Here is a 25,931-nt window from a genome sequence, read left to right as displayed (position 1 = left end):
CACCCCTTGGGGGCGCGGGGCCGTACCGACATGCGGCTCCGCCCCGTGGGCGCGACAAGCCCCCACGCAGCCGCACCCGAAAGACGGCCTGCCCCCGGCCCTCCTTATAAAGTGGGCCCCATGGCCCAAAACCCCGCGCACACCGCCCTCTGGCCCGCCCCGCACGCGAGCGGAGCCGTCGACGCGACGGTCCACGTGCCCGGGTCCAAGTCGGTCACCAACCGTGCCCTCCTCCTCGCCGCCCTCGCCTCCGAGCCGGGCTGGCTGCGCCGCCCGCTGCGTTCCCGCGACACCCTGCTGATGGCCGGCGCCCTGCGCGCGATGGGCGTGGAGATCGAGGAAGGCGTCGGCCCGGACGGCACCGGTGAGGCCTGGCGGGTGCTCCCCACGGGCCTGCGCGGCCCGGCCACCGTCGACGTCGGCAACGCCGGCACGGTGATGCGGTTCCTGCCCCCGGTCGCCACCCTCGCCGACGGCCCCGTCCGCTTCGACGGCGACCCCCGCTCGTACGAGCGTCCCCTGAACGGCGTCATCGACGCACTGCGCCACCTGGGCGCCCGGATCGACGACGAGGACCGCGGCGCGCTGCCGATGACCGTGCACGGCGGCGGCGCCCTGGACGGCGGCACCGTGGAGGTCGACGCGTCGTCGTCCTCCCAGTTCGTCAGCGCCCTGCTGCTGTCCGCGCCGCGCTTCAACCAGGGCGTGGAGGTCCGCCACACCGGGGCGACGCTGCCGTCCCTGCCGCACATCCGGATGACCGTCGACATGCTCCGCGCGGTGGGTGCTCAGGTGGACACCCCCGAGTCGGGCGGCGAGCCGAACGTCTGGCGGGTCACGCCGGGCGCCCTGCTGGGCCGGGACCTGACCGTCGAGCCGGACCTGTCCAACGCCCAGCCGTTCCTGGCGGCGGCGCTGGTGACCGGCGGCAAGGTCGTGATCCCGGACTGGCCCGCCCGCACCACCCAGCCCGGTGACCGGCTGCGGGAGATCTTCACCGAGATGGGCGGTTCCTGCGAGCTGACCGAGTTCGGGCTGGTGTTCACCGGCTCCGGGTCGGTCCACGGCATCGACGTGGACCTCGGCGAGGTCGGCGAGCTGACGCCCGGCATCGCGGCCGTGGCGGCGCTCGCGGACTCCCCGTCGACCCTGCGGGGCGTGGCCCACCTCCGGCTGCACGAGACGGACCGGCTGGCCGCGCTGACCAAGGAGATCAACGAGCTCGGCGGCGACGTCACCGAGACCGCCGACGGTCTGCACATCCGCCCGCGCCGGCTGCACGGCGGCGTCTTCCACACCTACGAGGACCACCGCATGGCCACCGCCGGCGCGATCATCGGCCTCGCGGTCGAGGGCGTGCAGATCGAGAACGTGGCCACCACGGCGAAGACCCTGCCGGACTTCCCCGAACTGTGGACCGGGATGCTCGGGGCGTAGGGGTTCACCATGCGCCGCTACGGCAAGCACACCGACGAGGACGACATCCGCTCCCGCCCCAACCGCAAGGGCAACCGGCCGCGCACCCACATCCGGCCCAAGCACGAGGACGCGGCCCCTGGCCTGGTCCTGACCGTCGACCGGGGCCGGCTGACCTGCCTCGTCGAGGACCGGGTCGTACTGGCGATGAAGGCCCGTGAGCTGGGCCGCAAGGCGGCGGTGGTCGGTGACCGGGTGGCGCTCGTCGGCGACCTGTCCGGGAAGAAGGACACACTCGCACGGATCGTACGGATCGAGGAGCGCGCGTCGGTGCTGCGCCGTACCGCGGACGACGACGACCCCTACGAGCGGATCGTCGTCGCCAACGCCGACCAGCTCGCCGTCGTCACCGCCCTCGCCGACCCCGAACCCCGTCCGCGGCTGATCGACCGCTGTCTGGTCGCGGCGTACGACGGCGGCCTGGAGCCGCTGCTGGTGCTGACCAAGTCGGACCTCGCGCCGCCGGACAAGCTGCTGGAGCTGTACGGCGACCTCGACATCCCGTACGTCGTGACCAGCCGCGCGGAACTGGAGAGCGGCGAGGCGGCGGACCGGGTGCGGGAGCAGCTGGACGGCCGGATCACCGCGTTCGTGGGGCATTCCGGGGTCGGCAAGACGACGCTGGTCAACGCGCTGGTACCCGAGGAGCGACGGCGTACGACCGGACATGTCAACGCGGTGACCGGGCGGGGGCGGCACACGACGACGTCCGCGCTGGCGCTGCCGCTGTCGGGCGCCGGGGGCTGGGTGATCGACACGCCGGGGGTGCGGTCCTTCGGGCTCGCCCATGTCGACCCGTCCCGGGTGATCCACGCCTTCCCCGATCTCGAGCCGGGCACGGAGGGCTGTCCGCGCGCGTGCAGTCACGACGAGCCGGACTGCGCGCTGGACGCGTGGGTGGCCGAGGGGCACGCGGATCCGGCGCGGCTGTACTCGCTGCGGCGGCTGCTGGCGACGCGGGAGCGCACGGAGGGCGACTGACCTCCGCGTTGTTTGTCGTGGCCGCCGGGCGGTAAGTGCATAATCGCACCGAGCCGGACCCGAACCTGTCGAACCTGACGAAGCGGTCACTGTACGTGGGGAATGCGGGAGGACGACACATGGCGTGGCTGCTGGTCATAGTGGCCGGGTTGCTCGAGACCGGCTTCGCCGTGTGTCTGAAGCTGTCGCACGGCTTCACCCGGCTGTGGCCGACCATCGCGTTCTGCGCGTTCGCGCTGGGCAGCTTCGGGCTGCTGACCCTGGCGCTGAAGAAGCTGGACGTGGGGCCCGCGTACGCGGTGTGGACGGGCATCGGCGCGGCGGGGACGGCCGTCTACGGGATGGTGTTCCTCGGGGACCTGGTGTCGACGCTGAAGATCGTGTCGATCACGTTCGTGATCGTCGGTGTGATCGGACTGCAGTTGTCGGGGTCCGCGCACTGAGCCCCGCTACGGCACCGCCGGGGGCCGGTGCAGGGCGCCGCGCACCAGGTCGGCGACGCCGGTGTCGGCCGGGGGCGCGGTGACGCAGGACAGGGCGAGGCGGACCACCAGCTCGCAGGAGCGGGCCAGGTCGGCGGTGTCGGACCGGGGGATGCCGGGGCCGGCCAGGACGGCGACGGCACGGTCGCGGACGAGGGCGACGAAGTCGGTGGGTGAGGGCAGCGGGCCGTCGGCGCGGCGCTGCGCGGGCACGGCGGACCCGGACGTCACGGCCGGGAGGCCCGGGGCGGGCAGGCGTTCGCCCCAGCAGCCGGTGAGCATGGCGCGGACCAGGGTGTTCTCACGGGCGCTGGCGGTGGTCCACTCGGCGGTCGCGGTCAGCCGGTCGCGCGGGTCCGAGTGGCCGGTGAGGGCGCGGTCGACGCCTGCGAGGTAGCCGTCGGCCTCCCTGCGGACGAGGGCCCGGGCGAGGCCGTCCTTGCTGCCGAACTCGTTGTACAGCGTCTGGCGGGAGACCCCGGCCGCGGCGGCCACGTCCACCATCCGCACCGCGGACCACGGGCGACGCGCCAGTGCCGTGTAAGCGGCGTCCAGCAGAGATTCCCGCGCTGCAGGCATCTTCGCCTCCCTCGGGGCGAGCGGCCGACCCTGCGGTTAGATTTGACGCGCCGTCGGGCACTGTCAAGGGTTCGCGGGACCCGCCCCCGGTGGCCCCGCACCGATCTCGGCAGATACCGTTCGTTGCATGCCCGACTACCTCGACGACCTGCGTCTCGCCCATGTCCTGGCGGACGCCGCCGACGCCGCGACGATGGAACGGTTCAAGGCTCTCGACCTCAAGGTGGAGACCAAACCGGACATGACGCCGGTGAGTGAGGCGGACAAGGCCGCCGAGGAACTCATCCGCGGCCACCTCAAGCGCGCCCGCCCGAGGGACGCGGTCCTGGGCGAGGAGTACGGGGTGGAGGGCACGGGGCCCCGGCGCTGGGTGATCGACCCGATCGACGGCACCAAGAACTACGTGCGCGGGGTGCCCGTGTGGGCCACGCTGATCTCCCTGATGGAGGCCGGCGAGGGAGGCTTCCAGCCGGTCGTCGGGGTCGTCTCCGCCCCCGCCCTCGGCCGTCGCTGGTGGGCCGCGCAGGGGCACGGCGCCTTCGCCGGCCGCAGTCTGTCGTCGGCCTCCCGGCTGCACGTCTCCCGCGTCTCCCGGCTCTCCGACGCCTCCTTCGCGTACTCCTCGCTCAGCGGCTGGGAGGAGCAGGGGCGTCTGGACGGCTTCCTCGATCTGACCCGCGAGGTGTGGCGCACGCGCGCGTACGGCGACTTCTGGCCGTACATGATGGTCGCCGAGGGATCGGTGGACCTGTGCGCCGAGCCGGAGCTGTCACTGTGGGACATGGCGGCCAACGCGATCGTGGTCACGGAGGCGGGCGGCAGTTTCACCGGGCTCGACGGCCGTCCGGGACCGCACAGCGGCAACGCGGCCGCGTCGAACGGGCTGCTGCACGACGAGTTGCTGGGGTATCTCAACCAGCGTTACTGAGCGGCACGGGGTGAGCGTGCGCGCCCCCGATCGGCCGCACGCGCCCCCTTGTTGACCCCCGCTTTGCCTGTCACTCTGAGAGCTCCCCCACTTGTGAACTTGTGAAATCGCGAACGAACGGGCTCCTACGCCCGCGACCTCGCGTTTTCCGGTAGGAGGTGGCTCCATCCATGCTCGTCCGTGACGCCATGAGCACCGTGGTCCTCACCATCGGCCCCGCCCACACCCTGCGCCAGGCCGCCGCCCTGATGTCCGCCCGCCGGGTGGGCGCGGCCGTGGTCCTCGATCCCGACGGCACCGGCATCGGCATCCTCACCGAACGGGACGTCCTCAACTCCGTCGGGCTCGGCCAGGACCCCGACAGCGAGCGCGCCCACGCCCACACCACCACCGACGTCGTGTTCGCCGCCCCGTCCTGGACCCTGGAGGAGGCCGCCACCGCCATGGCCCACGGCGGTTTCCGCCATCTGATCGTCCTCGACCGGGGCGGGCCGGCCGGCATCGTCTCGGTCCGCGACATCATCCGCTGCTGGGCACCTCAGCGGCAGCCGGCCCAGCGGGTACCGGCGTAGTGACATGCGGAACGGGCCGGACCCCGCGAGGGGGTCCGGCCCGGGTTCCGACAAGCGGTCCAGCGCTGGAATCAGCCGCGCAGGGCCTGGACCGCGGCCTCCAGCCGCTTGCCGAAGTCCTCGTCCGCCTGACGGAAGTTGTTGATCGCGCGCTCGGCGATGTCGTCGCGCGTGACCCCGGAGATGGCGTTCGCCAGGTTGTTCACCAGGCGCTCCTTCTCCTCCTCCGTCATCAGCCGGTACAGGTTGCCCGCCTGGACGAAGTCGTTGTCCTCGGCGTGGACGGGCGTGACCGTCTCGCCGGTGACACCGGTGACCGCGATGGGCTGCCACGGCGAACGGCCCGTCTGGGCCGGGCCGCCGAAGCTGTTCGGCTCGTAGTTCTTCGCGCCCCCGTGGCGGCCGTCGTACAGGTAGCCGTCACGGGAGTTGGTGCGCGCCTCGGTGGCGTGCGGGCGGTTCACCGGCAGGTGGTCGGCGTTGATGCCGACGCGGTAGCGGTGGGCGTCGCCGTACCCGAAGAGGCGGCCCTGGAGCATCTTGTCCGGGGAGGGACCGATGCCCGGCACGAAGTGGGCGGGGCTGAAGATGGACTGCTCGACCTCGGCGAAGATGTTCTGCGGGTTGCGGTTGAGCTCCAGCTTGCCGAACTCGATCAGCGGGTAGTCCGCGTGCGGCCAGACCTTGGTCAGGTCGAACGGGTTGAAGCGGTACGTGGCCGCCTCGGCCACCGGCATCACCTGGACGTAGACGGTCCAGGACGGGAACTCGCCGCGCTCGATGGCCTCGCGCAGGTCCCGCTGGTGGGAGTCGGGGTCCTTGCCCGCGAGGATCTCGGCCTCCTCGGCGGTCAGGTTCTTGATGCCCTGGTCCGTCTTGAAGTGGTACTTCACCCAGAAGGCCTCGCCGGCCTCGTTGTTCCACTGGTAGGTGTGCGAGCCGAAGCCGTCCATGTGGCGGTACGACGCCGGGATGCCGCGGTCACCGAACAGCCAGGTCACCTGGTGCGTGGACTCGGGCGACAGACCCCAGAAGTCGAAGACGTTGTCCGCCTCCTGCGAGCCGGTGTACGGGTCGCGCTTCTGGGTGTGGATGAAGTCGGGGAACTTGATCGCGTCCCGGATGAAGAACACCGGGGTGTTGTTGCCGACGAGGTCGTAGTTGCCCTCCTCGGTGTAGAACTTCAGCGCGAAACCGCGCGGGTCGCGCACGGCGTCCGCGGCGCCCAGGTTGCCGGCCACCGTCGAGAAGCGGAGGAAGGTCTCCGTCTCCTTGCCGACCTCGGAGAGGAACGCGGCCCGCGTGTACTGCGTGACGTCGGCGGTCACCGTGAAGGTGCCGTAGGCGCCGGCGCCGCGGGCGTGCACCACACGCTCCGGGATGCGCTCACGGTTGAAGTGGGCCAGCTTCTCCAGGAGGAGCTGGTCCTGCACGAGGACCGGGCCACCGACGCCCGCGGTCTCGCTGTTCTGGTTGTCGGCAACCGGAGCACCGGCCTCCGTAGTAAGCGGTCCCTGCGTCACGTGCGCCTCCTGCGTCATCACTGACCAACCTGTGCCTTGGCCAAATCCGATCCCGATCCTACAATGGACAATGTCTAAGTCAAGTGAGGCTCCAAAGTCACACCCGTTCGGGATTCCTGTCCCCCTGCTGTTAGGCTGGTGCCTATGAGTGACCTTTTGGAACGGCTCCGTGGACGTGGATGGCGGATGACCGCGCAGCGCCGTGTCGTGGCCGAGGTCCTCGACGGCGAACACGTCCACCTGACGGCCGACGAGGTGCACTCCAGGGCTGTCGCCAAGCTGCCCGAGATCTCCCGGGCGACCGTCTACAACACCCTGGGCGAGCTGGTCTCGCTCGGTGAGGTGCTGGAGGTGGCCACGGACAAGCGGGCCAAGCGGTACGACCCCAACGCGCACCGCCCGCACCACCACCTGGTGTGCGCGCAGTGCGGCGCGATCCGCGACGTCCACCCGACCGGCAACCCGCTGGCCGACCTCCCCGACACGGAGCGCTTCGGCTTCACGGTCTCCGACGTCGAGGTGACGTACCGCGGAGTCTGCCCGAACTGCGCGGCGGCGTAGGCGGCACACACACGCTTGAACGAAAGCCCCGGCATCCGATGGATGCCGGGGCTAAAAGCCGAGGGCCGGAACCCTGTCGGATTCCGGCCCTCGGCCTTCAGTAGCGGGGACAGGATTTGAACCTGCGACCTCTGGGTTATGAGCCCAGCGAGCTACCGAGCTGCTCCACCCCGCGTCGATGAATGAAACACTACGTCAAGACATCCGACAGAAGCAAATCCGTTCCCGCACGCCACAACGGACAGCCGCACCACCCCACCGCGCGCAGCTGCGGGCAGTCGTGCCGCTGAGACGGCCCCCACCCCACCGCGCGCAACTGCCGGCAATCGTGCCGCTGAGACGGCCACCACCCCACCGCGCGCAACTGCCGGCAATCGTGCCGCTGAGACGGCCACCACCCCACCGCGCGCAACTGCCGGCAATCGTGCCGCTGGGGCGGCACGGGTGGGCGCAGCGGCACCCCGCAAACGCCGGGCCGCGGAACCCACCCCCGCTCGGTCCAGCACTGCCTCACGCGGACAGCTCCTCGCGCAACGCGTCCCGCAGCCGCGCCGCCCGCTCCGTAACCGCCGGAGGCCCCAGCGCAGCCGCCCGCTCCGCCCACCGCTGCCCCTCCGCGAGCTCCCCCCGCCGTGCACAGACCAGCGCAAGCCGCAGCGCCGCCCGCCCGTGCCCCGCATCGGCCGCCCGGGTCCACCACACGACCGCCTCCGGCTCGCTCCCCTCACGAGCCAGCAGCAACCCCAGATTGAACGCCCCGTTCCGCGACCCGGCCTCCGCCGCCTCCCGGTACCACCGCGCCGCCTCGACGACATCCCCCCGCGCCGCCGCGAGCATCCCGACCCGCACCTGCGCCCGCCGATGCCCCTGCGAGGCCGCCCGCTCGTACCACTCCTCGCACTCACTGCGCCGGTTCACCGGCTCCCCCAGCTCGTGCGCCGGCTCCGGCGGCCTACGGGCATCCAGCACCGTCGCCAGCCGGTACGCCGCCTCCGCGCTCCCCCCGCCCGCCGCACACCGCAGGAACCGCTCCGCCTCGCCCTCCTCGCCCTCCCGCAGCCGCGCCATCCCGACCTGGAGCGCCGCCTCCATGTGCCCGGCGGCCGCCGCCCGCTCGTACCAGCGCAGCGCGGACCGCTCCTCGCCCCGGCCCGCGTGCAGGATGCCGAGGTTGAAGGCGGCGTCCACGCTGCCGGTCTCCGCAGCCTTGGAGAACCACGGCTCCGCACCGGTCTCGTCCCCGGCCCGCAGCAGCAGGATCGCCAGCGCGTTCGCCGCCTCGCGGTGACCGGCGTACGCGGCCCTGCGGTACCACTGCTCGGCAGGGGCGGTCCGGCCCTGGTCGGCGCAGAGCAGCCCGAGGTTGTACGCGCCGTTGATGTCACCGGCGTCCATCGCGGCCCGGTACCAGCGCTCGGCGGTCTGGGTCTCGCCCCGCTCCGCGTGCAGCGCGCCCAGCGCGTTCGCGGCGTTTCCGTCGCCGTCCTGCGCGGCCCGCAGCCACCACACGGCGGCGTTCTCGGTGTCCCCGGCGTCGCGCAGCAGGAAGCCGAGCGCGCAGGCGGCCCGGGTCTCGCCGTCCTTGGCGGAGGTCAGGTACCAGCGGCCGGCCTCCTTGAGATCGCCGCGCCGCTCCAGGATCGCCCCGAGGTGCAGCGCGGCCCGGCGGTGTCCCCGCGCGGCGGCCTGCCGGTACCACTGCTCGGCCTCCCGCACCAGCGCGGCAGCGTCGTCGTCGCTCTCCCGCGCGGCCCTGCGGTCCAGCGCGCGGGCCAGCCGGTACGCCCCTTCCCGGTGCCCACGCTCGGCGGCGGCCCGCATCCAGCGCTCGGCCCGGGCCGTGTCCCCGCGGTGTTCCAGCAGGTCGGCGAGGGCGTACGCGCCGAGGGTGTGGCCCTGCTCCGCGGACTGGCGCAGCCAGTACTCGGCGGCGGGTTCGTCCCCGCGCTCCCGGTGGTGACGGCCGAGCGCGTGGGCCGCCGCGGTGGAGCCGGCCACGGCGGCGATCCGCCACCAGCCGGCGGCCTCGTCGGCGTAGCCCCGCTGGTGCAGCAGGACACCCAGGTTGTTGGCGGCGGCACGGTCGCCCGCGGTGGTGGCGGCACGCAGATGGGGTTCGGCCCCGTCGAGATCACCGCGGCGCAGCAGCATGGCGCCGAGGACGCTCATCGCCTCGACGTCGCCGGCCTCGGCGGCGAGCCGCTGACGCAGCTCCTCGGCCGCCTCGTCGGCGGCCTCCCCCGTCTCGTCCCGGGGTTCCTCCTGAGAGGAGGACTTCACAAAACGCCCTGTCCCGAACAGAGTTGCCTTGTCCCCCATAACATCCATCGTCGCACCACCTGCAACCTGGGTACACCTGGTATACCGCAGCCATTGAGGTCACTACAGCGTTTTGTCGACATGCCCACAGAGAGACAAGTCAAACACAGATCGGCCAACTCCCGTCGGCGGCACGGCCGTCACCCGCCCAGGCACATGCGTTCGCCCATCGCAAAGGCCCGGATTCCTCAAGGAATCCGGGCCTTTGATGTCGCCGACTTCGCGACGTGAGTAGCGGGGACAGGATTTGAACCTGCGACCTCTGGGTTATGAGCCCAGCGAGCTACCGAGCTGCTCCACCCCGCGCCGTTGCGTTGCAACCGTAGCACGGCGCGGGACGGGCGTTTGACCAGCCTGCTCGCTAACTGCTCGGACTCGGGTCGGGACTGGGACTGCTGTCCCCGCCGCCGGCGCCACCGCCCCCTTCGGCCGACTGGGCCTCCTCGGCCCTGCGCAGCGCGTCCTCCAGGTCCTTCTGCGCCTTGCCGTAGGCCTCCCAGTCGTTCTTCTTCAGGGCTTCCTGGCCGGCCTCGAAGGCCTTCTGGGCGTCGTTCAGCGCCTCCTGGACCGTGGGGTTGTCGGACGTCGGCGGTGGCGTCGTGCCCTCCTCCTCGCCGGTCCCCTCGTCCTCACCCGGTGGTGGCTCGGTGGTCGTGCCCTCACCTCCGAAGACCTTGGCGAGAGCCTCGTCGAGGGTGTCCTCGAAGGCGGTCTGGCCTCCGTAGGTCACCAGCACCTTCCGCAGCAGCGGGTACTTCAGTCCACCACCGCGTACGTAGACCGGCTCCACATAGAGCAGTCCTCCGTCGAGCGGGACGGTCAGCAGGTTGCCGTACTCGACCTCGGAGTCGCCGCCTCTCAGCAGCCTGATCGACTCGGCGATGTCCTGTTCGGAGTTGAACTGGCTCTGGACCTGTTTGGGTCCGGAGACCGTGGTGCTGGTCGGCAGTTTCAGCACTCTGATCTTGCCGTAGTCCTCGGTGCCAGGATCGGCGTTCACCGCCATGAAGGCACTGAGGTTGTCACGACCGTTCGGTGTGAACGTCGTGGTGAGCGAGAAGGTCTGCTCCTGCTGGTCGGGCATCCTCATGCTCAGGTAGTACGGAGGCACCGCGTCGCCCGTCTTGTTGGTCGGGTCGTCCGGTACTTCCCACACCTCGCTGCCCGAGAGGAACGTGGTGGCGTCCTTCACGTGGTAGCGGGTCAGCAGTTCGCGCTGCACCTTGAACAGGTCCTGCGGGTACCGCAGATGAGCCATCAGCGCGCTGGAGATCTCGGTCTTCGGCTGCACCGTGTCCGGGAAGGCCTTCATCCAGGTCTTCAGGACGGGGTCCTGGGTGTCCCACTGGTAGAGCTTGACCTCGCCGCTGTACGCGTCGACGGTCGCCTTCACCGAGTTGCGGATGTAGTTGACCTGGTTCTGCTGGGCCACCACCGCGCGCTGGTCGTTGGTGGCGGTCAGCGAGTCGGCCGTGGTGTCGCCGAGGGTCGTCCGCGACGCGTACGGATAGCCGTTGGTGGTGGTGTAGGCGTCGACGATCCACTGGATACGGCCGTCCACGACCGCCGGGTAGGCGTCGCCGTCGATGGTCAGCCACGGGGCGATCGCCTCGACGCGCTCCTTGGGCGTGCGGTTGTACAGGATCCGCGATCCCTCGCCGATCGCCCCGGAGTACAGGATCTGCGGCTCGCTGAACGCGACCGCGTAGGCGGCCCGGTTGATCGGGTTCTCGAGGTTGACCCCGCTGTCGTCCTTGTAGCTGTACGTCTTCTCACCGCTGTCGTCGGAGTAGTCGATCTCCTTCTGGGGACCGCCGACGATCGAGTACGTGGTGGTGCGCTCGCCGTAGTAGACGCGCTGCTCGTACTCCGGGAGTTCACCCTGGGACGGCAGGTCGGACTCGATGAAGTTCGGACGGCCACCGGAGTCCACGCTGGTGCCCTCGGCCGCGACGACACCGTATCCGTGGGTGTAGCGGAAGTGGTCGTTGATCCAGTTCCGCTTGGGGATGCCGTCCAGGTTCAGCTCGCGCAGACCGATGACCGTGTCCTGCTCCTTGCCGCCGATGGGATACCGGTCGACGTCCAGGTTGGTCGGGAACGCGTAGTAGTTCCTGATCTGCTGGAGCTGCTGGAACGTCGGCGAGACGATGTTCGGGTCCATGATCCGGATGCTCGCCGTGTCGGTGACGTCGTCCCGCAGCTGGGTCTTGTCCTCGGTCTGGCTCGTGCCCGGGTAGTCGGTGACCTTGGAGTCGTCGATGCCGTAGGCCTCACGCGTGGCCTTGAGGTTCTTCTCGACGTACGGCGCTTCCTTGGCCTGCTCGTTCGGCTGGACCTGGAACTTCTGCACGATCGCCGGGTACAGGCCGCCGATGAGGATCGCCGACAACACCATCAGGCCGAAGCCGATCACGGGCAGCTGCCAGGTGCGCCGCCACAGGGTGGCGAAGAACAGCAGCGCGCAGATCACGGCGATGCAGAACAGGATCGTCTTGGCCGGCAGATAGGCGTTGGCGTCGACGTACCTGAGGCCCGTCCAGCTGTCGGTGGCCTTGAAGTCGCTGGACTTCACCGCCAGTCCGTACCGGTCGAGCCAGTAGGCGACCGCCTTCAGGGCGACGAAGACACCGAGGAGCACCGACAGGTGTCCGGTGGCCGCGGCCGTGGCGCGCGCGCCCGGGCTGGTGATGCGCAGCCCGCCGTACAGGTAGTGGGTGAGCGCGGCGGCGATCAGCGCCAGGATCGTGGCGGCGAAGCCGAAGCCGAGCAGGAACCGGTACCAGGGCAGGTCGAAGGCGTAGAAGGAGACGTCGAGCTTGAACTGCGGGTCCTTCTGGCCGAAGGACACGCCGTTGACCCACATCAGCCAGGTCCGCCACTGGCTCGACGCCGAGGCGCCGGCGATCAGGCCCACCAGCGCGGTGATGCCGAGCAGCAGCCACTTCTTGTACGGGGCGATGCCCATCCGGTACCGGTCGAGGTTCTGCTGCTCCATCGACATGGCGCTCAGCGGCGGCCGCATGCGGTGTGCCAGCCAGATGTTGAAGCCGACCGCGAGGGCCATCAGCAGACCGAAGACGAAGAACAGCCCGATCTTGGTCCACAGGGTCGTCGTGAACACCGACGAGTAGTTGACCGAGCGATACCACAGCCAGTCGGTCCAGAAGCCCGCGAACATGGTGAACACCATGCCGAGGACGGCCAGGACGCCCAGTGTCATGAGCAGGGTCCGAACCCGCCGGGACGGGCGGCCCACTCTGATCCGTGGCCCCGTCGGGCCTCCGCCGCGGTCCGGCATCTGGAAAGCCAAGGTAGGCACCTCGAAGTTCGCTGTTGATTCGTCAGGCCCGCGTCTTCACGGACCGTGTGTGGTCCCCCGTGATCGCAGGCCCACACCTATGCAACTTACTCACGCTTTACTCGGTTCCCGATTCCGGCCAGGAACGAGAGAGGATTGTGACCATGTCCAACACACCCATGGCGGCCAACCCGCTCACCCGGGCCGTGCTCGAGATCGACGAGTACGTCTCCGGCCTCGGCTGGGACCAGCCCGCCCGCCTGTTCGCCCTCGTCGACACCGCCCGGCTGCGGGCCGAACAGCCCTCGCTCGCGGACCGGCTCGGTCTGGGCGACGAACAGGAGACAACCGCTCTCACCCCGATCGAGCAGGACGAGATTCCAACGGGCAAGCCGCTCGACGAGTTCCTGGGCACCATCGCCTGGCCCGACGCGGTGACCGGCTGTGCCCTGACCGTGGAGCGGCTGATGCTGCCGCCGTCGGCCGAGGCCCAGGTTCCCAAGGACCTGGACGAGGCCGCGCTGACGAAGTGGGTGGCGAGGCACCCGGAGCGTCAGGAGGTCCGGATGACGGTCGCGGTGCTGCGCGACGGGACCCGCGAGTCGGCCCTGCGACTGCGTGAGAAGGACTCCGCCACGGAGGTCCTCACCGGCTCCGAGCTGGTGCCGGGCCTGGCCCAGGCGCTGACGGCGACGTTCGAGGAGTAGCGGGGCCGGTCAGGAGGCCGTGCACTTCGGCAGGTCCGCGGTGTCGCCGGAGCGGATGTCCCCCAGGGCGCCCAGGGCGTCGTCGATGGTGTCGACCTTCACCAGGGTGAGGCCCTCGGGGGTGTCCCTGGCGGCGGACGCGCAGTTGTCGGCGGGTGTGAGGAAGTACTCGGCGCCCTTGTTGCGCGCGCCGACCGTCTTCATCTCGATCCCGCCGATCGGCCCCACCTTGCCGTCGTCGTCGATGGTGCCGGTGCCGGCGACGAACTCGCCGCCGGTCAGGCTGCCCGGCGTGAGCTTGTCGTAGATGCCGAGCGCGAACATCAGGCCCGCGCTCGGCCCGCCGACGTCGGCGAGCTTGATGTCGATGCTGAACGGGAAGGTGTGGTCGGTCCCGGCGGAGATCCCGACGACGGCGCGCTTCTCGCCGCCGTCCTCGGAGGCCGTGGTGGTGATCGTCACCTTCTCGGTCTTCGTCGCCGTCCGGTTCTCCTTCTCGGCGGCGGCCTGCTCCTTGGCGGGCACGATGGTGAAGACGACGTCCTCACCCGGCTTGTGCTCGGTCACCCGCTCGGCGACGTCGGTCGGCTCCTTCACCGCCTCGCCGTCGACGCTCTTGATCACGTCGCCCGCGTGCAGCTTGCCCTCGGACGGGGACCCCTTGACCACCGTGGAGACGATCACCCAGGACTTCACCGAAACGTCGAGCTCCTTCAGGGCCGCGACCTTGGCGCTCTCCTGGGACTGGCTGAACTCCTCGGCGTTCTCCTGGGTGGACTCCTCCTCCGTCTTGCCGTCGGGGTAGAGGGTCTCGTGCGGGACGACCTTGTTGTCGTGCGCGAGCCATCCGTAGACGGCCTCGACGAGGTTCATCCGGTAGTCGGCGCTGGTGACCCGCACCGTGGTCATGTTGAGGTGACCGTCCGTCGGATAGGTCTTGCGCCCGGAGATCTGCAGCACCGGCTCACCGTCGTGCTCGCCCAGCGTGTTCACCGTCGGCCCCGGGGACATCTCCGAGTAGGGCACGGGGATGAACACTCCCGCGCACAGGAGCGCGATCAGCATCAGGGTGGAGGCGAGCATCGTCGCGGTGCGGCGTGGCATGCCTCGACAGTACGGGACAGGCCTGTCAGCGCACCGTCAGGGCCGCCCGGACGGGCGGCCCTGCTCGCTTCGTACGCCGTGACCTGCTGCTCTTTGACCTTCAGCTACCCGAGCGCGGCCTTTCCATGGCCTCGCGGAACCGGGCGTAACCGATGAGTTCGGGGCCGTCGCTCCGCACCTTGCGGGTGCGATTGGCCCAACTGCCCCACAGTCCCGCTCCGATCGCGGCCACCAGCGGAATCAGCAACCAGGCGAGCGCCGCCATGCCGACCTCCCAACCCCATGAGTGTCCGCAACACTGACTGATCAGCAGATTAACCATCCGCAGTGACAACGCTCACGCCAGGGGTGGGGTTACGCAACCGGAGGTCCGGGGGCCTGTCATGGGCGCCTCAGCAAGCGCCCACCCGCCCTCCCGTCGCCCGACCCCCACCCCTCAACGACGGCGCTACGCGCCGACCCATTCCTCGGTCCCGTCGCCCGACCCCCACCCCTCAACGACGGCGCTACGCGCCGACCCATTCCTCGGTCCCGTCCGAGAACCGCTGGTGCTTCCAGATGGGCACCTCGTGCTTGAGGTCGTCGATCAGCTTCCGGCAGGCATCGAAGGCCTCCCCCCGGTGCGGGCACGACACGCCGACGACCACGGCGAGGTCCCCGACCCGGAGGTCCCCCACCCGGTGCACGGCGGCCAGCGCCCGGACGGGGTACTCGGCGGCGACCTTCTCGGCGATCCGCCGCATCTCGTCCTCGGCGCTGGGGTGGCACGAATAGCCGAGCTCGTCGACGTCGGCGCCCTCGTCGTGGTTGCGCACGGTCCCGACGAACAGCGCCGTCCCGCCGGCCGCGTCGTCCCCGACCGCGTGGAGGACCTCGTCCACGGACAGCGGCGTGTCGCGGATCGAGATCAGCTTGATCGGGTCCTGTGCGGCCTGCTCACCCGGGTGATCGTGCGTGGATGCCATGTCTCCATCGTGCCCCACCCCGGCGACAACGCGGAACAGTGTCATCACCCGGCACGCGCGCGTGCCCGTTCGGAGCTTCCGCAGGAGCCGGCTTCCTGCAGCAGGCGCGTCAGATCCGGCGCCGGGCCTTGCGTGCCCGCCGTACCACCGCGGCCGCGCCCAGCAGGGCCACCGTCGCTCCCGCGGCGCCCGCCGCCGTCGCGTCCTTGCGCCCCAGTCGCCGGCCGGCGACCGTGTGCCTGCCGGACACCTCCTCCAGCAGCTCCGCGAGCACCTCCTCGTTGGTGTGCGCGGGCCGCCACCCGGCGTCGTGCAGCCGGCTCCCGCTCACCACCCAGGGGTACATCGTGTAGGCCAGGTCCCCGGCCGGTGACGGGGTGAGCCCGATCCGGTGCAGCCGGGCCGCCGCGCCGAGCGCGACCGCCGACGGCAGCTCCATCCGCCGGATCCCGCTGAGCTCCTCGACCTCCTCCTGCTCCAGCCACCCGTCGCAGCCGACGGCCAGCTCACCGTCGACCTTCTCCAGGACGGCGTACTCCAGGGCGCTGCACAGATCCTGGACGTGGCAGAACTGCCACGCGGGCCGCGACCCGGCCACCACGAGCAGCCTGGGCGACTCGAAGTACCTGGTCAGCGCGGTGTCGGTGCCTCCCACCAGCACAGCGGGGCGCACGACCGTGACATTGAGCCCCGGGTGCGCCCTGGGCGCCCGGCGCGCGAGCCGCTCGATCTCCAGGAGGTCACCGACCCCCGTGGCCTCCGCCGTGGCCCGCAGCTCCGCGTCCTCGGACAGCGGCAGCTCGTTGTCCGGCAGCGCCCCGTAGACCATCGTCGACGTGCACAGCACCACGCGGTGCACCCCGGCGGCCGCGGCGGCCGTCAGCACCGTCTGCGTGCCCCGCACGTTGTAGGCCGTCCGGGCTGCGGCATCGGTCTCCAGATCGAGGTCGAGCGCGAGATGGACCACCGCGTCGGCCCCGCGCAGCTTGTCCGCGATGGCCGGGTCCCGTACGTCCAGGATGTGCCAGCGCGCCTCGGCGCACTCACCGCGCCGCTCGTCGATGGCGATGACCTGCTTGATCTCCTCCGAGGCGGCGAGCCGCGCGGTGAGCAGCGCGCCGATGCCGGACGCGGCACCGGTGACCGCGACGACGGGGCCGCGCGCCGCGGGACCGGTTGACTTGTTTCGCGCTGCGCGAACCTGTGGATCTGGGGAACTCACCGGGCGTCTCCAGCGGTTGTCTTCAGTACGGGCGCAAGCGACGCGTACGTACCAGGTGGCATCCATCCTGCCGCAGGCCTTCTGTCGGCGAAGCACCGAGGCCCGAACCGCTTCAGGTGTCTACGCTGGGTGGTGTTGTCGGGCAGCCGTGCCGCCGGAAAGAACCGGTGGCCCTACCAGCCGAGGAAACCCGTGAGTGACACCCCATTCGGATTCGGCCTTCCGCCGGAGGAGCCGGACGACGGCGACGAGGGCAAGAAGAAGGACCCGCAGAGCGGTGGTGGTCAGGGCCCGGCCAACCCGTTCGGCTTCGGCATGCCCGGAGCCGGAGGCTTTGGCGGCCCTGGCGCGGACAATCCGTTCGCCGCGATGTTCGGGTCACTGAACCCCACCGACCTGGGCGCGGCGTTCCAGCAGCTCGGCCAGATGCTCTCCTACGAGGGCGGGCCGGTGAACTGGGACATGGCCAAGCAGATCGCCCGGCAGACCGTCTCGCAGGGCACCGCGGAGGGCTCGAAGGACGCGAGCGTCGGGCCCGCCGACCGCAGGGCCGTGGAGGAGGCGGTCCGTCTGGCCGACCTGTGGCTGGACGACGCGACCTCCCTGCCGTCGGGCGCCAACTCCGCCGTGGCCTGGAGCCGCGCGGAGTGGGTGGAGGCCACCCTTCCGGCGTGGCGGGAGCTGGTCGACCCGGTGGCCGAGCGCGTCGGGAACGCGATGGGCGATGTGCTGCCGGAGGAGATGCAGGCCATGGCCGGCCCGCTGATCGGCATGATGCGCTCCATGGGCGGCGCCATGTTCGGCACGCAGATCGGGCAGGCCGTCGGCGTGCTCGCCGGTGAGGTCGTCGGCTCGTCCGACATCGGCCTGCCGCTGGGCCCGGCCGGCCGGGCCGCGCTGCTGCCGCTGAACATCGAGACGTTCGGCAAGGACCTGGGCGTCCCCCAGGAGGAGGTGCGGCTGTATCTCGCCCTGCGCGAGGCCGCCCACCAGCGCCTGTTCGCGCACGTCCCGTGGCTGCGCTCGCACCTGTTCGGTGCCGTGGACGGCTATGCGCGCGGGATCAAGGTCGACACCGGCAAGCTCGAGGACGTCGTCGGCCAGTTCGACCCGCAGAACCCCGAGCAGCTGCAGGAGGCCCTCCAGCAGGGCATGTTCCAGCCGGAGGACACGCCGGAGCAGAAGGCCGCCCTGGCCCGTCTGGAGACGGCTCTGGCCCTCGTCGAAGGCTGGGTGGACGCCGTGGTGCACGCCGCGGCCAAGCCGCGGCTGTCGTCGGCCGACGCGCTGCGCGAGACGCTGCGCCGCCGCCGCGCCTCGGGTGGCCCGGCGGAGCAGACGTTCGCCACGCTGATCGGTCTGGAGCTGCGCCCGCGCCGGCTGCGCGACGCCTCGCGCCTGTGGGCCTCGCTCACCGACGCGCGCGGGGTCGACGGCCGGGACGCCCTGTGGGCGCACCCGGACATGCTGCCGACGGCGACCGACCTGGACGATCCGGACGGTTTCGTGCACCGCGAGCAGATCGACTTCTCCGAGCTGGACAAGATGCTCGGCGAGGCCGCCGGCGGGAAGCCCGACCTCAAGAAGAAGGACGAGGACGAGGGCAAGAACAAGGGCGACGACGCCGAGTGAGCCTCCACGACGACGCGGTCCTCGTGCTCAAGGGGTACGAGGACCAGCCCGGACTGCGCCAGACCTATCTGGACCATCTCGCGGTGCATCCGGACGGCATGTGGAAGGCCTGTGCGGACGGTCACATTACGGCGAGCGGCCTGGTGATCGATCCCGAGCGGGGCCGGGTGCTGCTGACCCTGCACCGGAAGCTGCGGATGTGGCTCCAGATGGGCGGGCACTGCGAGCCGGGTGACGTCTCGCTCGCGGCGGCGGCCCTGCGGGAGGCGACGGAGGAGTCCGGCATCGCGGGACTGACCCTGGTCCCCGGTGGCCCCGTGCGTCTGGACCGTCATCACACACCGTGTGCCTGGCATCTGGACGTCCAGTACGCGGCGCTGGCTCCGTCCGGAGCCGTCGAGGCGATCAGCGACGAATCCCTCGACCTGCGCTGGTTCCCGTACGACGAGGTGGCGGACGTGGCCGACACCTCGGTCACCCGTTTGGTGGAAGCGACCCGGACGAGACTGGGCGTCTGACACAGGGGTAAGGGGCGGCCGCCTTTGCGGCCGCCCCTTACCGGTGCGTTCAGCTCCAGGCGTTGCCCTGGTTCTGGCCGCGGACCCCCTGCTGTCCCACGCCGTACTGGGCGGCGATGCCCGAGCCGATCTGGGCGTTCTGCGGCGGCAGCAGTTCGCTGGGCTGGACGAGCGCGAAGCCGCTGCCCATGAAGCTGAGCTCCCAGCCCTCACCGGTGCTGCCACGGCGCCGCCACACCCCGGAGGAGTGGGTCTGGGCCTGCATCTGCACGCGCAGGGACGTGGACCAGGCGACGATCGCGTCGGCGTCGCAGTTGACGTACTTGTCCGGCGTCACCTGCATCAGCAGCGGCATGCCCGAGGTCATCAGGGCGACCCTGCCGTTGCCGGTGATGTTGAGCTGGTACTTCCCGGAGCCGGAGATGCCGTACAGGCTGTCGACGGCGATCACCTCGTGGTGCAGCGAGGAGTCCATCGCGAGCACATAGCTGCTGTCGACCGTCAGCCCGTCGTGGTCCACCTCCATGACGTGGATGCGCTGGGCGAGGTTGGCGAGGTAGACCGTGCCCTGCCCGTGGCAGCGCATCAGATCGAGTCCCTCACCGGTCTGCGCACGCGCGCGTGACGCGCTGTTGCTCTGGAACTCGGCGTCGAACTCGACGAGTCCCTGGTAGGCGACCATGGTGCCCTTGCGGGCGAGGATGTCGTCGTGGCCCTCCAGGGCGACGCGGAGCATCTGCTGGTTCTGCAGGCTCCAGCGCTCCTGGGTCTGCTGGTCGTTGAAGGCGAAAAGCGGGCTCTGCATGGTGTGGTTGCTCCCCCTCAGCCCCGGACCCGGAGACGGTCGGTGCTGTCCTCACTGGGCTGGACGACGACGATGCCCTGACCGGAGAAGGCCATCTGGTAGGCCTCTCCGCTGCCGCGGCCGATCAGCGACTGGGCCCGGAAGCTGCGCTTGCCCTTCACCTTGAGGTTCGGGGACCAGGCGACGAGGGCGTCCGGGTCGACGTACGTCTCGTCGTCGCCGCCACCGCAGTCCACGACGATCGGTTTGCCGCGCGAGGTCAGCGCGACCCAGCCCTGCCCGGAGATCCTGGTGTTCCACAGGCCCTGTCCGGCGAACTTCGCCAGGCCCTTGACCCGCTCCACGCCCCAGGTGAGATGGGCGTCGAAGGCGAGCAGGTTGGTGGCGTTGACGGAGATGCCGTCGCCGTTGAGGTTGATCACGACGACGTTGGCGCCGTAGTCGGCGAGGTAGAGCAGGCCGTCGCCGGAGCACTTCATCAGCGGCGCGCCCTCGCCGGTGAGCCAGTCCTTGGCGATCTGGCGCACGGCGGGCGGGTTGGGCTCGTACTGGACGAACCCTTCGTAGGCGACCATCGACCCGACACGCGCGAGGAGGTCGTTCCCGGTCTGCATGGCGATCTTCGCCATGTGGTTGCCGTGGTTCTCCATGCGGGCGGTGACGGGGGCGGGGGCGTAGCCCGCGAGTGGCTGGTTCATGACGGGCTCCCTTTAGATCTCGTACGGCTGGACGACGATGAAGTTGCCGGGAGCGCCCCTGAACTGGAGGTTCACGCTCTCCCCGGTGTCGCCTGGGTAGGAGTTGCGGCGCATCCGCACCTGGCTGGAGACGACCACCTGGGAGGCGGCCGACCAGGCGACCACGGCGTTGCAGTCGGCGAACGTGGTGGGCGTGACCGGCAGCACCACGGGCGTGCCGTGGGTCTTGACGACGATGGTGCCGGTCCCCTGGAACTGCATCGTGAACAGCGCGCCGCCGGGGATGCCGTGCCCCTCGATGCGGCGGACCTCGTACTGCAGGCTCTCGTCGAAGGCGAGGACGTTCTCGGCGGAGACGCAGACGGCGTCGCCCTGGAGCTCGATCGGGTGCAGCATCGTGGAGTTCTCGGCGAAGAACACCTGTCCCTGGCCGGTGCAGCGCATCAGCTGCATCTCCTGGCCGGTGGCGTTGCCGACGATGCGGCCGGAGAAGCCGGCGCCCTTGTAGCTGAAGTCGACCTTGCCCTGGTAGAGCACCATGCTGCCCTGCCGGGCGAGCACGGGCTGCCCGCCGATGCCGAGGTCCGCGCGGACGAGCTTCTTGTTCTGCTGCGTCCAGCGCTGGCCGGTGGGCGTCTCCTTGAACTGCTGGAGCGCGCCGAGCACGCCGGGGCTCTGCGGTGCGCCCTGGGGAGCGGCCTGGGGAGCCCCGTACGGGGCCTGCTGACCCGGCGGTGGTCCGGGCGGGGGCTGCTGGCCGTAGCCCGGAGGGGGCGTGGGCTGTCCGTAGCCGGGCGGCGGGGCGGGGGCCTGCGGTGCCTGCGGCTGTCCGTAGCCCTGGGGCGGCGGGGCGGGCTGGCCGTACGGCGGCGGCTGGCCCGGCTGGCCGTAGGGTGCCGGCGCCGGGGCCGGGGGCGGCACCGGGGAGCCGCCGGACGGGGTGTGCAGGGGGGCGACGATGGTCGGCGCGGTGTGCACCGGCGGTGCGGAGGGCGCGGGGGCCGGCGGCGGCGCGAAGCCCTGTGCGGCGGGCTGGGGCGCGGGGGCCGGAGCAGGCGCGGGGGCCGGGACGGGGGCGGGCGCGGCGCCGCCGGGGACGCCGAACGCGGGCGGCGCGGCGGCCTGGGCGGGCGGGGCGAAACCGGGCGCGGCTCCGTCGGTCCCCGGCTGCTGCTGGGGGGCGGCCGGCTCGTCCTCGGCCACCTCGCCGCCGAAGTTCCGCAGCAGCGCGTCGAGCCCGCCGTCGAAGCCCTGTCCGACGGCGGCGAACCGCCAGACGTCCTTGAAGTAGAAGTCACCCAGCATCACGGCCCGCTCGGTGGAGAACTCCGAGCCGCTGAACGGGTACCGGGCCACTTCCTCGCCGCCCGCGACGATACGGATGTACCCGGGACCGACCTGCGACATCTGCCCGGCGCCGTCGAGGGTCGCCGTGAAGGACAGCTTTCTGATCTGCTGCGGGATCCGGTCCAGCGTCACGCGGAACGACTCGGTGTCGCCCGCCTGGGCGCCCAGGAGCTGAACGGACTCCTCGGGGGACTTCGGCTGGTTGTAGAAGATGAAGTAACGGTCGTCGGAGAGCCGTTCGTCGGCGTCGAGGCCGAAGCAGCTGATGTCGAAGGTCAGCCCCGGGCCGGAGATCTGCACGCCTACGTACAGATCCGTCCCCGCCGTGAGGTCACTGATCCTGGCCTTGTGGCCGCGTTGGAATTCCCTGGCCATACGTACGACCGTCCCCCATCCCGAATGTGAGTGCGTCGCGCCAGGCTAACGGCAAACTCCGACACCGGATGAAGTCGGTACAGACCCGGTACACAACGCGCGCACAGGCCTACGGTGCGCTCACCTCGGGCGGTGCTCACACATCGCGCGCACCCGGTACATGCGGCAGCCGCTCGGCCGCGACCACCCCTTCGAGGTAGCCACGGGCCCGCTCGGTCTTCGGATACGCCTCCAGCAGCCGCCAGAAACGCGGACCGTGCCCGGGCACCAGCAGATGCGCAAGCTCATGGCAGAGGACGTAGTCGACGACGTACTCGGGCATGCCCTGCAGCCGGTGCGACAGCCGGATGCTTCCCTCGGACGGGGTGCACGAGCCCCAGCGCGTGTTCTGGTTGGTGACCCAGCGCACCGAGTCGGGCCGGGCCCGCCCGCCGAAGTACTGCTCGGACAGCCGCCGGGCGCGCTCGGTCAGCTCCGCGTCCCCGAGTGTCCGCCTGCTCTCCTGTGCGGCCAGCTTGTCGAGCATGACGGTCACCCAGCGCTGCTCCTCCGCCTCGGACATCCGGGCGGGGATGAGCACGACGGTGCGATCGCCCTCGCGGTACGCGGAGACCGTTCTGCGGCGGCGGGTGCTCCTGCGGACCTCGATCGCGCTCGCCCGTGAGCCGTTCGTCGGCTGGCTCGTCGTGCTGCGCTGTGACTTTCCGGCGCGGTGCAGTGGGTCGGCGGGCACGCCCCGACGGTACCCGCTGCACACGGGGAAGTCTTGGCTCCGGGACGGTTCCACGGCGATCCCCCCACCGGGCGCCGGATTTGTACGATGAATCCCGCCGCCTGTGGACAACTTTCGGCGGCCTTCGGCCCGTCCCGGCATGCTGGCATGCGTCGGACGAGCCGTGAAGGACTCGACCGCCCAACGGGGATGATCCGGGACATACGGGGGTCTATCATGCATCCGATGGTCAAGCCCGCGCTGCGGCGCGGATGGCGCGATCTCAACACCGTGCAGTTCGGGATGACGCCGGCACACGCGTTGACGCTGGGCCCGGTGGACACGGCCACGGGCAGCTTCCTCGACCTGCTCAACGGCACCCGGGGGCTGGAGCTCCTGCGGGAGGAGGCACGGCGCATGGATCTGCCCGAGGGTCATGTCGACCGGCTGGTACGCCGGCTGTCGCGGGCCGGGCTGCTGGACGACTCGCGGGGCGGCGGGCCGGCCGCCGAGACCCTGCGGGAGAAACCGGAGGTCCTCGACCGGCTCCGTCCGGACCTGGCGTCCCTCGCCCTGACCACCTCCGAACCGGGCGATCCGCTGCGCCGGCTGGCGGCGCGCCGCAGTACGCGGGTGCAGGTGAGAGGCGCGGGCCGGGTGGGCGCCGCCCTCGCGGCGCTGCTGTCGGGGGCCGGAGTGGGCGAGGTCGACGTGCGCGACGTCGGGCAGGTCGAGCCATGGGACGTCGCGCCCGGCGGGCTGCCCGCCGAGGCCGTCGGCGACCGCAGGGACGAGGCGGCCCGCCGGGCGGTGCGCCGGGCCGCCCCGGACCGCCCGCCGCGCCGGACCGCCCGGTCTCCTCTCGAAGGGGGCGACCCCGGTTTCGGCCTGGTAGTCCTCGCCCCACGGGACGACGTCGCCGTGCACGCGCCCGATCCGGCGGCCGCCGAAACCCTCGTGTCCTCGGGCACACCCCATCTCTACGCCGGTGTGGTGGAAGGGACCGGTGTGGTCGGTCCGCTGGTCCTGCCCGGCGAGACAAGCTGTGCGGGCTGTCTCCAGCAGGGCCGCACCGACCGGGACCCGGCCTGGTCGCGTCTGGCCGCCCAGTGGCGCTCCGGGCGGCAGCGCCGGGTGGGCGCCTGCGACCTGACGCTGGCCACGACGGTGGCCGGGCTGGCGGCCTCCCACGCGCTCGCCTTCCTGGACGGCCGGGTTCCGTCCAGCGCCGGCGCACGCTGGGAGGTCTCCCTCCCCGCTCTGCGCTGGCATGCGCGTCCGGTCCGGCCGCACCCGGCCTGTCCGTGCGGAGCCGTACGCAAAGGTCCGGAAAAAGGTAAGGGAGAACACACCCCCGGGGACGGGGGGTCGCACGAGACAATGGCCGTGCACGGGCCGTCGGAGGAGTGGCGCCGCAAGGCGGACGCGAAGCGGCCGGCAGGGACTTGGAGGGCGCATGTCTGATCTTCCCCGGAAAGCGGTCACCCGGACCGCCAAACTGGCCGCACTCCCGCTCGGCTTCGCCGGGCGGGCTACCTGGGGACTCGGCAAGCGGATCGTGGGCGAGTCCGCGGAGCTTGTCGGCCGCGAGCTCCAGCAGCGCACCGCCGAGCAGCTCTTCAAGGTGCTCGGCGAGCTCAAGGGCGGCGCGATGAAGTTCGGCCAGGCCCTGTCTGTCTTCGAGTCGGCCCTGCCGGAGGAGGTCGCCGGTCCCTACCGGGCCGCGCTGACCAAGCTGCAGGAGGCAGCCCCGCCGATGCCCACCCGTACCGTCCACTCGGTGCTGGCGGAGCGGCTGGGCGAAGGCTGGCAGGAGCTGTTCCTGGAGTTCGAGGACAAGCCGTCCGCCGCGGCCTCGATCGGCCAGGTGCACCGGGCGGTGTGGCACGACGGCCGCGAGGTGGCGGTCAAGGTGCAGTACCCGGGCGCCGGCGAGGCCCTGCTGTCCGATCTGAACCAGCTGAGCCGCTTCGCCCGTCTGCTGGGTCCGCTCATCCCCGGCATGGACGTCAAGCCGCTGATCACGGAGCTCAAGGACCGGGTCTCCGAAGAGCTGGACTACGGCCTCGAGGCCCAGGCCCAGCGGGCCCACGCCGAGGAGTTCACGGACGACCCCGACGTCGTCGTGCCGGATGTGGTCCACCAGTGCGAGCAGGTGCTGATCACCGAGTGGATGGACGGCATACCGCTGTCGGAGATCATCTCGGACGGCACGGAGGCACAGCGCGACCGGGCCGGTCAGCTCCTGGCCCGCTTCCTGTTCTCCGGTCCCGCCCGCACCGGTCTGCTGCACGCCGACCCGCATCCCGGAAACTTCCGCCTGCTGCCCGGCGGGCCGCTGGGCGAGGACGACTGGCGCCTGGGCGTGCTGGACTTCGGCACCGTCGACCGGCTCCCGGGCGGGCTGCCCGAGCCCATCGGCGAGGCCCTGCGGATGACGCTGGACGGAGAGGCGGAGGCCGTCTACGAGATGCTCTGCGCCGAGGGCTTCGTCAAGGAGTCGATCGAGCTGGACCCCGACACCGTCCTCGACTACCTTCTGCCGATCATCGAGCCGGCCGCGGCCGACGAGTTCACCTTCACCCGCGGCTGGATGCGGAGCCAGGCGGCCCGGATAGCCGACCCCCGCTCTCCCGCCTCCCAGCTGGCCAAGCAGCTCAACCTTCCTCCGGCCTACCTGTTGATCCACCGGGTGACCCTGAGCACGATCGGCGTGCTCTGTCAGCTGGGCGCGACGGTGCGGTTGCGGGAGGAACTGGAGGAGTGGCTGCCGGGTTTCGTCCCGGAGGAACCGGCGGCGGAGGAACCGGCCGCCCGGGCATGACGGACGCGGCGGGCGCTCCGCGCGCCGGCCGCTACCACCACTGCGAGTCCAGGCGGCCCTCGATCGCCCGCAGGTTGTCGCGGGAGCACGCCTCGCAGTAGTGGCGGCGGGCGCCGTTCTCCACGGAGAAGGTCCAGGTCGGCCGCGGCCCCTCGGCGCGGATGCCGCAGCGGGCGCACACCAGCGGCTCCGGCTCCGCCGCGGAGCCGTCGTCGCTGTCACCGGGATGACTCGTCACCCGGCGACGATAACGCCGTTCCCGACGGCCCGCCTCGTACAACGCACCGCGGGGGCCGGTCC

General features: G+C 71.1%; 24 protein-coding genes and 2 tRNA genes. 11 read left to right on the top strand and 15 right to left on the bottom strand.

Features of this window, described 5'->3' with window-relative positions; all coding sequences use genetic code 11:
- The first annotated feature begins 120 nt into the window (after positions 1-120).
- The 3 genes from aroA to ACFV5H_RS11750 all read left to right on the top strand — a co-directional run bounded on the left by aroA (position 121) and on the right by ACFV5H_RS11750 (position 2,900).
- On the top strand, positions 121-1,437 hold the full coding sequence (gene aroA, locus ACFV5H_RS11760; protein WP_385051845.1) for a 3-phosphoshikimate 1-carboxyvinyltransferase: 1,317 nt from the start codon (positions 121-123) through the stop codon (positions 1,435-1,437).
- A gap of 9 nt (positions 1,438-1,446) precedes the next feature.
- A complete protein-coding gene (gene rsgA / locus ACFV5H_RS11755) occupies positions 1,447-2,457 on the top strand; it encodes a ribosome small subunit-dependent GTPase A (RefSeq protein WP_385051842.1) in 1,011 nt (336 codons plus the stop codon).
- Between the two features lie 119 nt (positions 2,458-2,576).
- The gene (locus ACFV5H_RS11750; RefSeq protein WP_030835143.1) at positions 2,577-2,900 is read left to right on the top strand and encodes a multidrug efflux SMR transporter; all 324 of its coding nucleotides are present in this window, start codon (positions 2,577-2,579) and stop codon (positions 2,898-2,900) included.
- Between the two features lie 6 nt (positions 2,901-2,906).
- Here the strand turns inward: ACFV5H_RS11750 and ACFV5H_RS11745 are convergent, their stop codons facing one another.
- Positions 2,907-3,518, bottom strand: a complete 612-nt coding sequence (locus ACFV5H_RS11745) for a TetR/AcrR family transcriptional regulator (RefSeq protein WP_385194304.1) — start codon at positions 3,516-3,518, stop codon at positions 2,907-2,909.
- A 127-nt stretch (positions 3,519-3,645) separates the two neighbouring features.
- Here ACFV5H_RS11745 and hisN point away from each other — a divergent pair, with 127 nt between their 5' ends.
- Both hisN and ACFV5H_RS11735 read left to right on the top strand, forming a co-directional pair.
- Positions 3,646-4,446, top strand: coding sequence for a histidinol-phosphatase (gene hisN, locus ACFV5H_RS11740; protein WP_385051836.1), 801 nt, complete (start codon positions 3,646-3,648; stop codon positions 4,444-4,446).
- A 170-nt stretch (positions 4,447-4,616) separates the two neighbouring features.
- The gene (locus tag ACFV5H_RS11735; RefSeq protein ID WP_385051833.1) at positions 4,617-5,018 is read left to right on the top strand and encodes a cyclic nucleotide-binding/CBS domain-containing protein; all 402 of its coding nucleotides are present in this window, start codon (positions 4,617-4,619) and stop codon (positions 5,016-5,018) included.
- Positions 5,019-5,089: 71 nt separating this feature from the next.
- Here the strand turns inward: ACFV5H_RS11735 and ACFV5H_RS11730 are convergent, their stop codons facing one another.
- The gene (locus ACFV5H_RS11730; RefSeq protein WP_385051830.1) at positions 5,090-6,541 is read right to left on the bottom strand and encodes a catalase; all 1,452 of its coding nucleotides are present in this window, start codon (positions 6,539-6,541) and stop codon (positions 5,090-5,092) included.
- Positions 6,542-6,685: 144 nt separating this feature from the next.
- Here ACFV5H_RS11730 and ACFV5H_RS11725 point away from each other — a divergent pair, with 144 nt between their 5' ends.
- A complete protein-coding gene (locus ACFV5H_RS11725; RefSeq protein WP_073932377.1) occupies positions 6,686-7,102 on the top strand; it encodes a Fur family transcriptional regulator in 417 nt (138 codons plus the stop codon).
- Between the two features lie 101 nt (positions 7,103-7,203).
- Here the strand turns inward: ACFV5H_RS11725 and ACFV5H_RS11720 are convergent.
- The 4 genes from ACFV5H_RS11720 to ACFV5H_RS11705 form a co-directional block, all read right to left on the bottom strand.
- Positions 7,204-7,277: transfer RNA gene (locus ACFV5H_RS11720), tRNA-Met, on the bottom strand.
- Between the two features lie 335 nt (positions 7,278-7,612).
- The gene (locus ACFV5H_RS11715) at positions 7,613-9,430 is read right to left on the bottom strand and encodes a tetratricopeptide repeat protein (protein ID WP_385058115.1); all 1,818 of its coding nucleotides are present in this window, start codon (positions 9,428-9,430) and stop codon (positions 7,613-7,615) included.
- A gap of 223 nt (positions 9,431-9,653) precedes the next feature.
- Positions 9,654-9,727: transfer RNA gene (locus ACFV5H_RS11710), tRNA-Met, on the bottom strand.
- A gap of 55 nt (positions 9,728-9,782) precedes the next feature.
- Positions 9,783-12,722 carry a UPF0182 family protein gene (locus tag ACFV5H_RS11705; RefSeq protein WP_385058117.1) on the bottom strand — a complete coding sequence of 980 codons (2,940 nt, stop codon included), beginning with the start codon at positions 12,720-12,722 and terminating at the stop codon, positions 9,783-9,785.
- A gap of 164 nt (positions 12,723-12,886) precedes the next feature.
- On the opposite strand from ACFV5H_RS11705, the gene ACFV5H_RS11700 reads away from it, so the two are divergent.
- Positions 12,887-13,429, top strand: coding sequence for a PPA1309 family protein (locus ACFV5H_RS11700; protein ID WP_385058113.1), 543 nt, complete (start codon positions 12,887-12,889; stop codon positions 13,427-13,429).
- Positions 13,430-13,438: 9 nt separating this feature from the next.
- Here ACFV5H_RS11700 and ACFV5H_RS11695 read toward each other — a convergent pair whose 3' ends face one another.
- The 4 genes from ACFV5H_RS11695 to ACFV5H_RS11680 form a co-directional block, all read right to left on the bottom strand.
- Positions 13,439-14,533 carry a PDZ domain-containing protein gene (locus tag ACFV5H_RS11695; protein ID WP_385058112.1) on the bottom strand — a complete coding sequence of 365 codons (1,095 nt, stop codon included), beginning with the start codon at positions 14,531-14,533 and terminating at the stop codon, positions 13,439-13,441.
- 100 nt (positions 14,534-14,633) lie between these two features.
- Positions 14,634-14,798 carry a hypothetical protein gene (locus ACFV5H_RS11690; RefSeq protein WP_359981495.1) on the bottom strand — a complete coding sequence of 55 codons (165 nt, stop codon included), beginning with the start codon at positions 14,796-14,798 and terminating at the stop codon, positions 14,634-14,636.
- 241 nt (positions 14,799-15,039) lie between these two features.
- On the bottom strand, positions 15,040-15,498 hold the full coding sequence (locus ACFV5H_RS11685) for a molybdenum cofactor biosynthesis protein MoaE (RefSeq protein WP_385058110.1): 459 nt from the start codon (positions 15,496-15,498) through the stop codon (positions 15,040-15,042).
- 109 nt (positions 15,499-15,607) lie between these two features.
- On the bottom strand, positions 15,608-16,720 hold the full coding sequence (locus ACFV5H_RS11680; protein WP_385194301.1) for an SDR family oxidoreductase: 1,113 nt from the start codon (positions 16,718-16,720) through the stop codon (positions 15,608-15,610).
- A gap of 192 nt (positions 16,721-16,912) precedes the next feature.
- Here ACFV5H_RS11680 and ACFV5H_RS11675 point away from each other — a divergent pair, with 192 nt between their 5' ends.
- Together ACFV5H_RS11675 and ACFV5H_RS11670 are read left to right on the top strand one after the other, a co-directional pair.
- Positions 16,913-18,352, top strand: a complete 1,440-nt coding sequence (locus ACFV5H_RS11675) for a zinc-dependent metalloprotease (RefSeq protein ID WP_385194298.1) — start codon at positions 16,913-16,915, stop codon at positions 18,350-18,352.
- Positions 18,349-18,870 carry an NUDIX hydrolase gene (locus ACFV5H_RS11670; RefSeq protein WP_385194295.1) on the top strand — a complete coding sequence of 174 codons (522 nt, stop codon included), beginning with the start codon at positions 18,349-18,351 and terminating at the stop codon, positions 18,868-18,870. The genes ACFV5H_RS11675 and ACFV5H_RS11670 overlap by 4 nt, the downstream gene beginning before the upstream one ends.
- A 49-nt stretch (positions 18,871-18,919) precedes the next feature.
- Here the strand turns inward: ACFV5H_RS11670 and ACFV5H_RS11665 are convergent, their stop codons facing one another.
- The 4 genes from ACFV5H_RS11665 to ACFV5H_RS11650 all read right to left on the bottom strand — a co-directional run bounded on the left by ACFV5H_RS11665 (position 18,920) and on the right by ACFV5H_RS11650 (position 22,828).
- The gene (locus ACFV5H_RS11665) at positions 18,920-19,675 is read right to left on the bottom strand and encodes an AIM24 family protein (RefSeq protein ID WP_385194292.1); all 756 of its coding nucleotides are present in this window, start codon (positions 19,673-19,675) and stop codon (positions 18,920-18,922) included.
- A 17-nt stretch (positions 19,676-19,692) separates the two neighbouring features.
- Positions 19,693-20,373: an AIM24 family protein gene (locus tag ACFV5H_RS11660; protein WP_085572876.1), complete on the bottom strand. Its 681-nt coding sequence runs from the start codon at positions 20,371-20,373 to the stop codon at positions 19,693-19,695.
- Positions 20,374-20,385: 12 nt separating this feature from the next.
- On the bottom strand, positions 20,386-22,095 hold the full coding sequence (locus ACFV5H_RS11655; protein WP_385194289.1) for a TerD family protein: 1,710 nt from the start codon (positions 22,093-22,095) through the stop codon (positions 20,386-20,388).
- 136 nt (positions 22,096-22,231) lie between these two features.
- Positions 22,232-22,828, bottom strand: coding sequence for a M48 family metallopeptidase (locus ACFV5H_RS11650; RefSeq protein ID WP_385194286.1), 597 nt, complete (start codon positions 22,826-22,828; stop codon positions 22,232-22,234).
- A 216-nt stretch (positions 22,829-23,044) separates the two neighbouring features.
- Between ACFV5H_RS11650 and ACFV5H_RS11645 the strand changes: the two genes are divergently transcribed.
- Both ACFV5H_RS11645 and ACFV5H_RS11640 read left to right on the top strand, forming a co-directional pair.
- Positions 23,045-24,271, top strand: coding sequence for a TOMM precursor leader peptide-binding protein (locus ACFV5H_RS11645; RefSeq protein WP_385194283.1), 1,227 nt, complete (start codon positions 23,045-23,047; stop codon positions 24,269-24,271).
- Positions 24,264-25,631: an ABC1 kinase family protein gene (locus tag ACFV5H_RS11640; RefSeq protein ID WP_385194281.1), complete on the top strand. Its 1,368-nt coding sequence runs from the start codon at positions 24,264-24,266 to the stop codon at positions 25,629-25,631. Before ACFV5H_RS11645 ends, ACFV5H_RS11640 begins: the two co-directional genes overlap by 8 nt.
- A 31-nt stretch (positions 25,632-25,662) precedes the next feature.
- Here ACFV5H_RS11640 and ACFV5H_RS11635 read toward each other — a convergent pair whose 3' ends face one another.
- Entirely contained in the window at positions 25,663-25,869 is a 207-nt protein-coding gene (locus tag ACFV5H_RS11635) for a hypothetical protein (protein ID WP_385058097.1), read from the bottom strand.
- Between the last annotated feature and the right edge of the window lie 62 nt (positions 25,870-25,931).

It is taken from the genome of Streptomyces sp. NPDC059787, from assembly GCF_042732315.1.
Classification (GTDB): domain Bacteria; phylum Actinomycetota; class Actinomycetes; order Streptomycetales; family Streptomycetaceae; genus Streptomyces; species Streptomyces atrovirens.
This window is presented reverse-complemented; position numbering and strand designations above follow the sequence as displayed.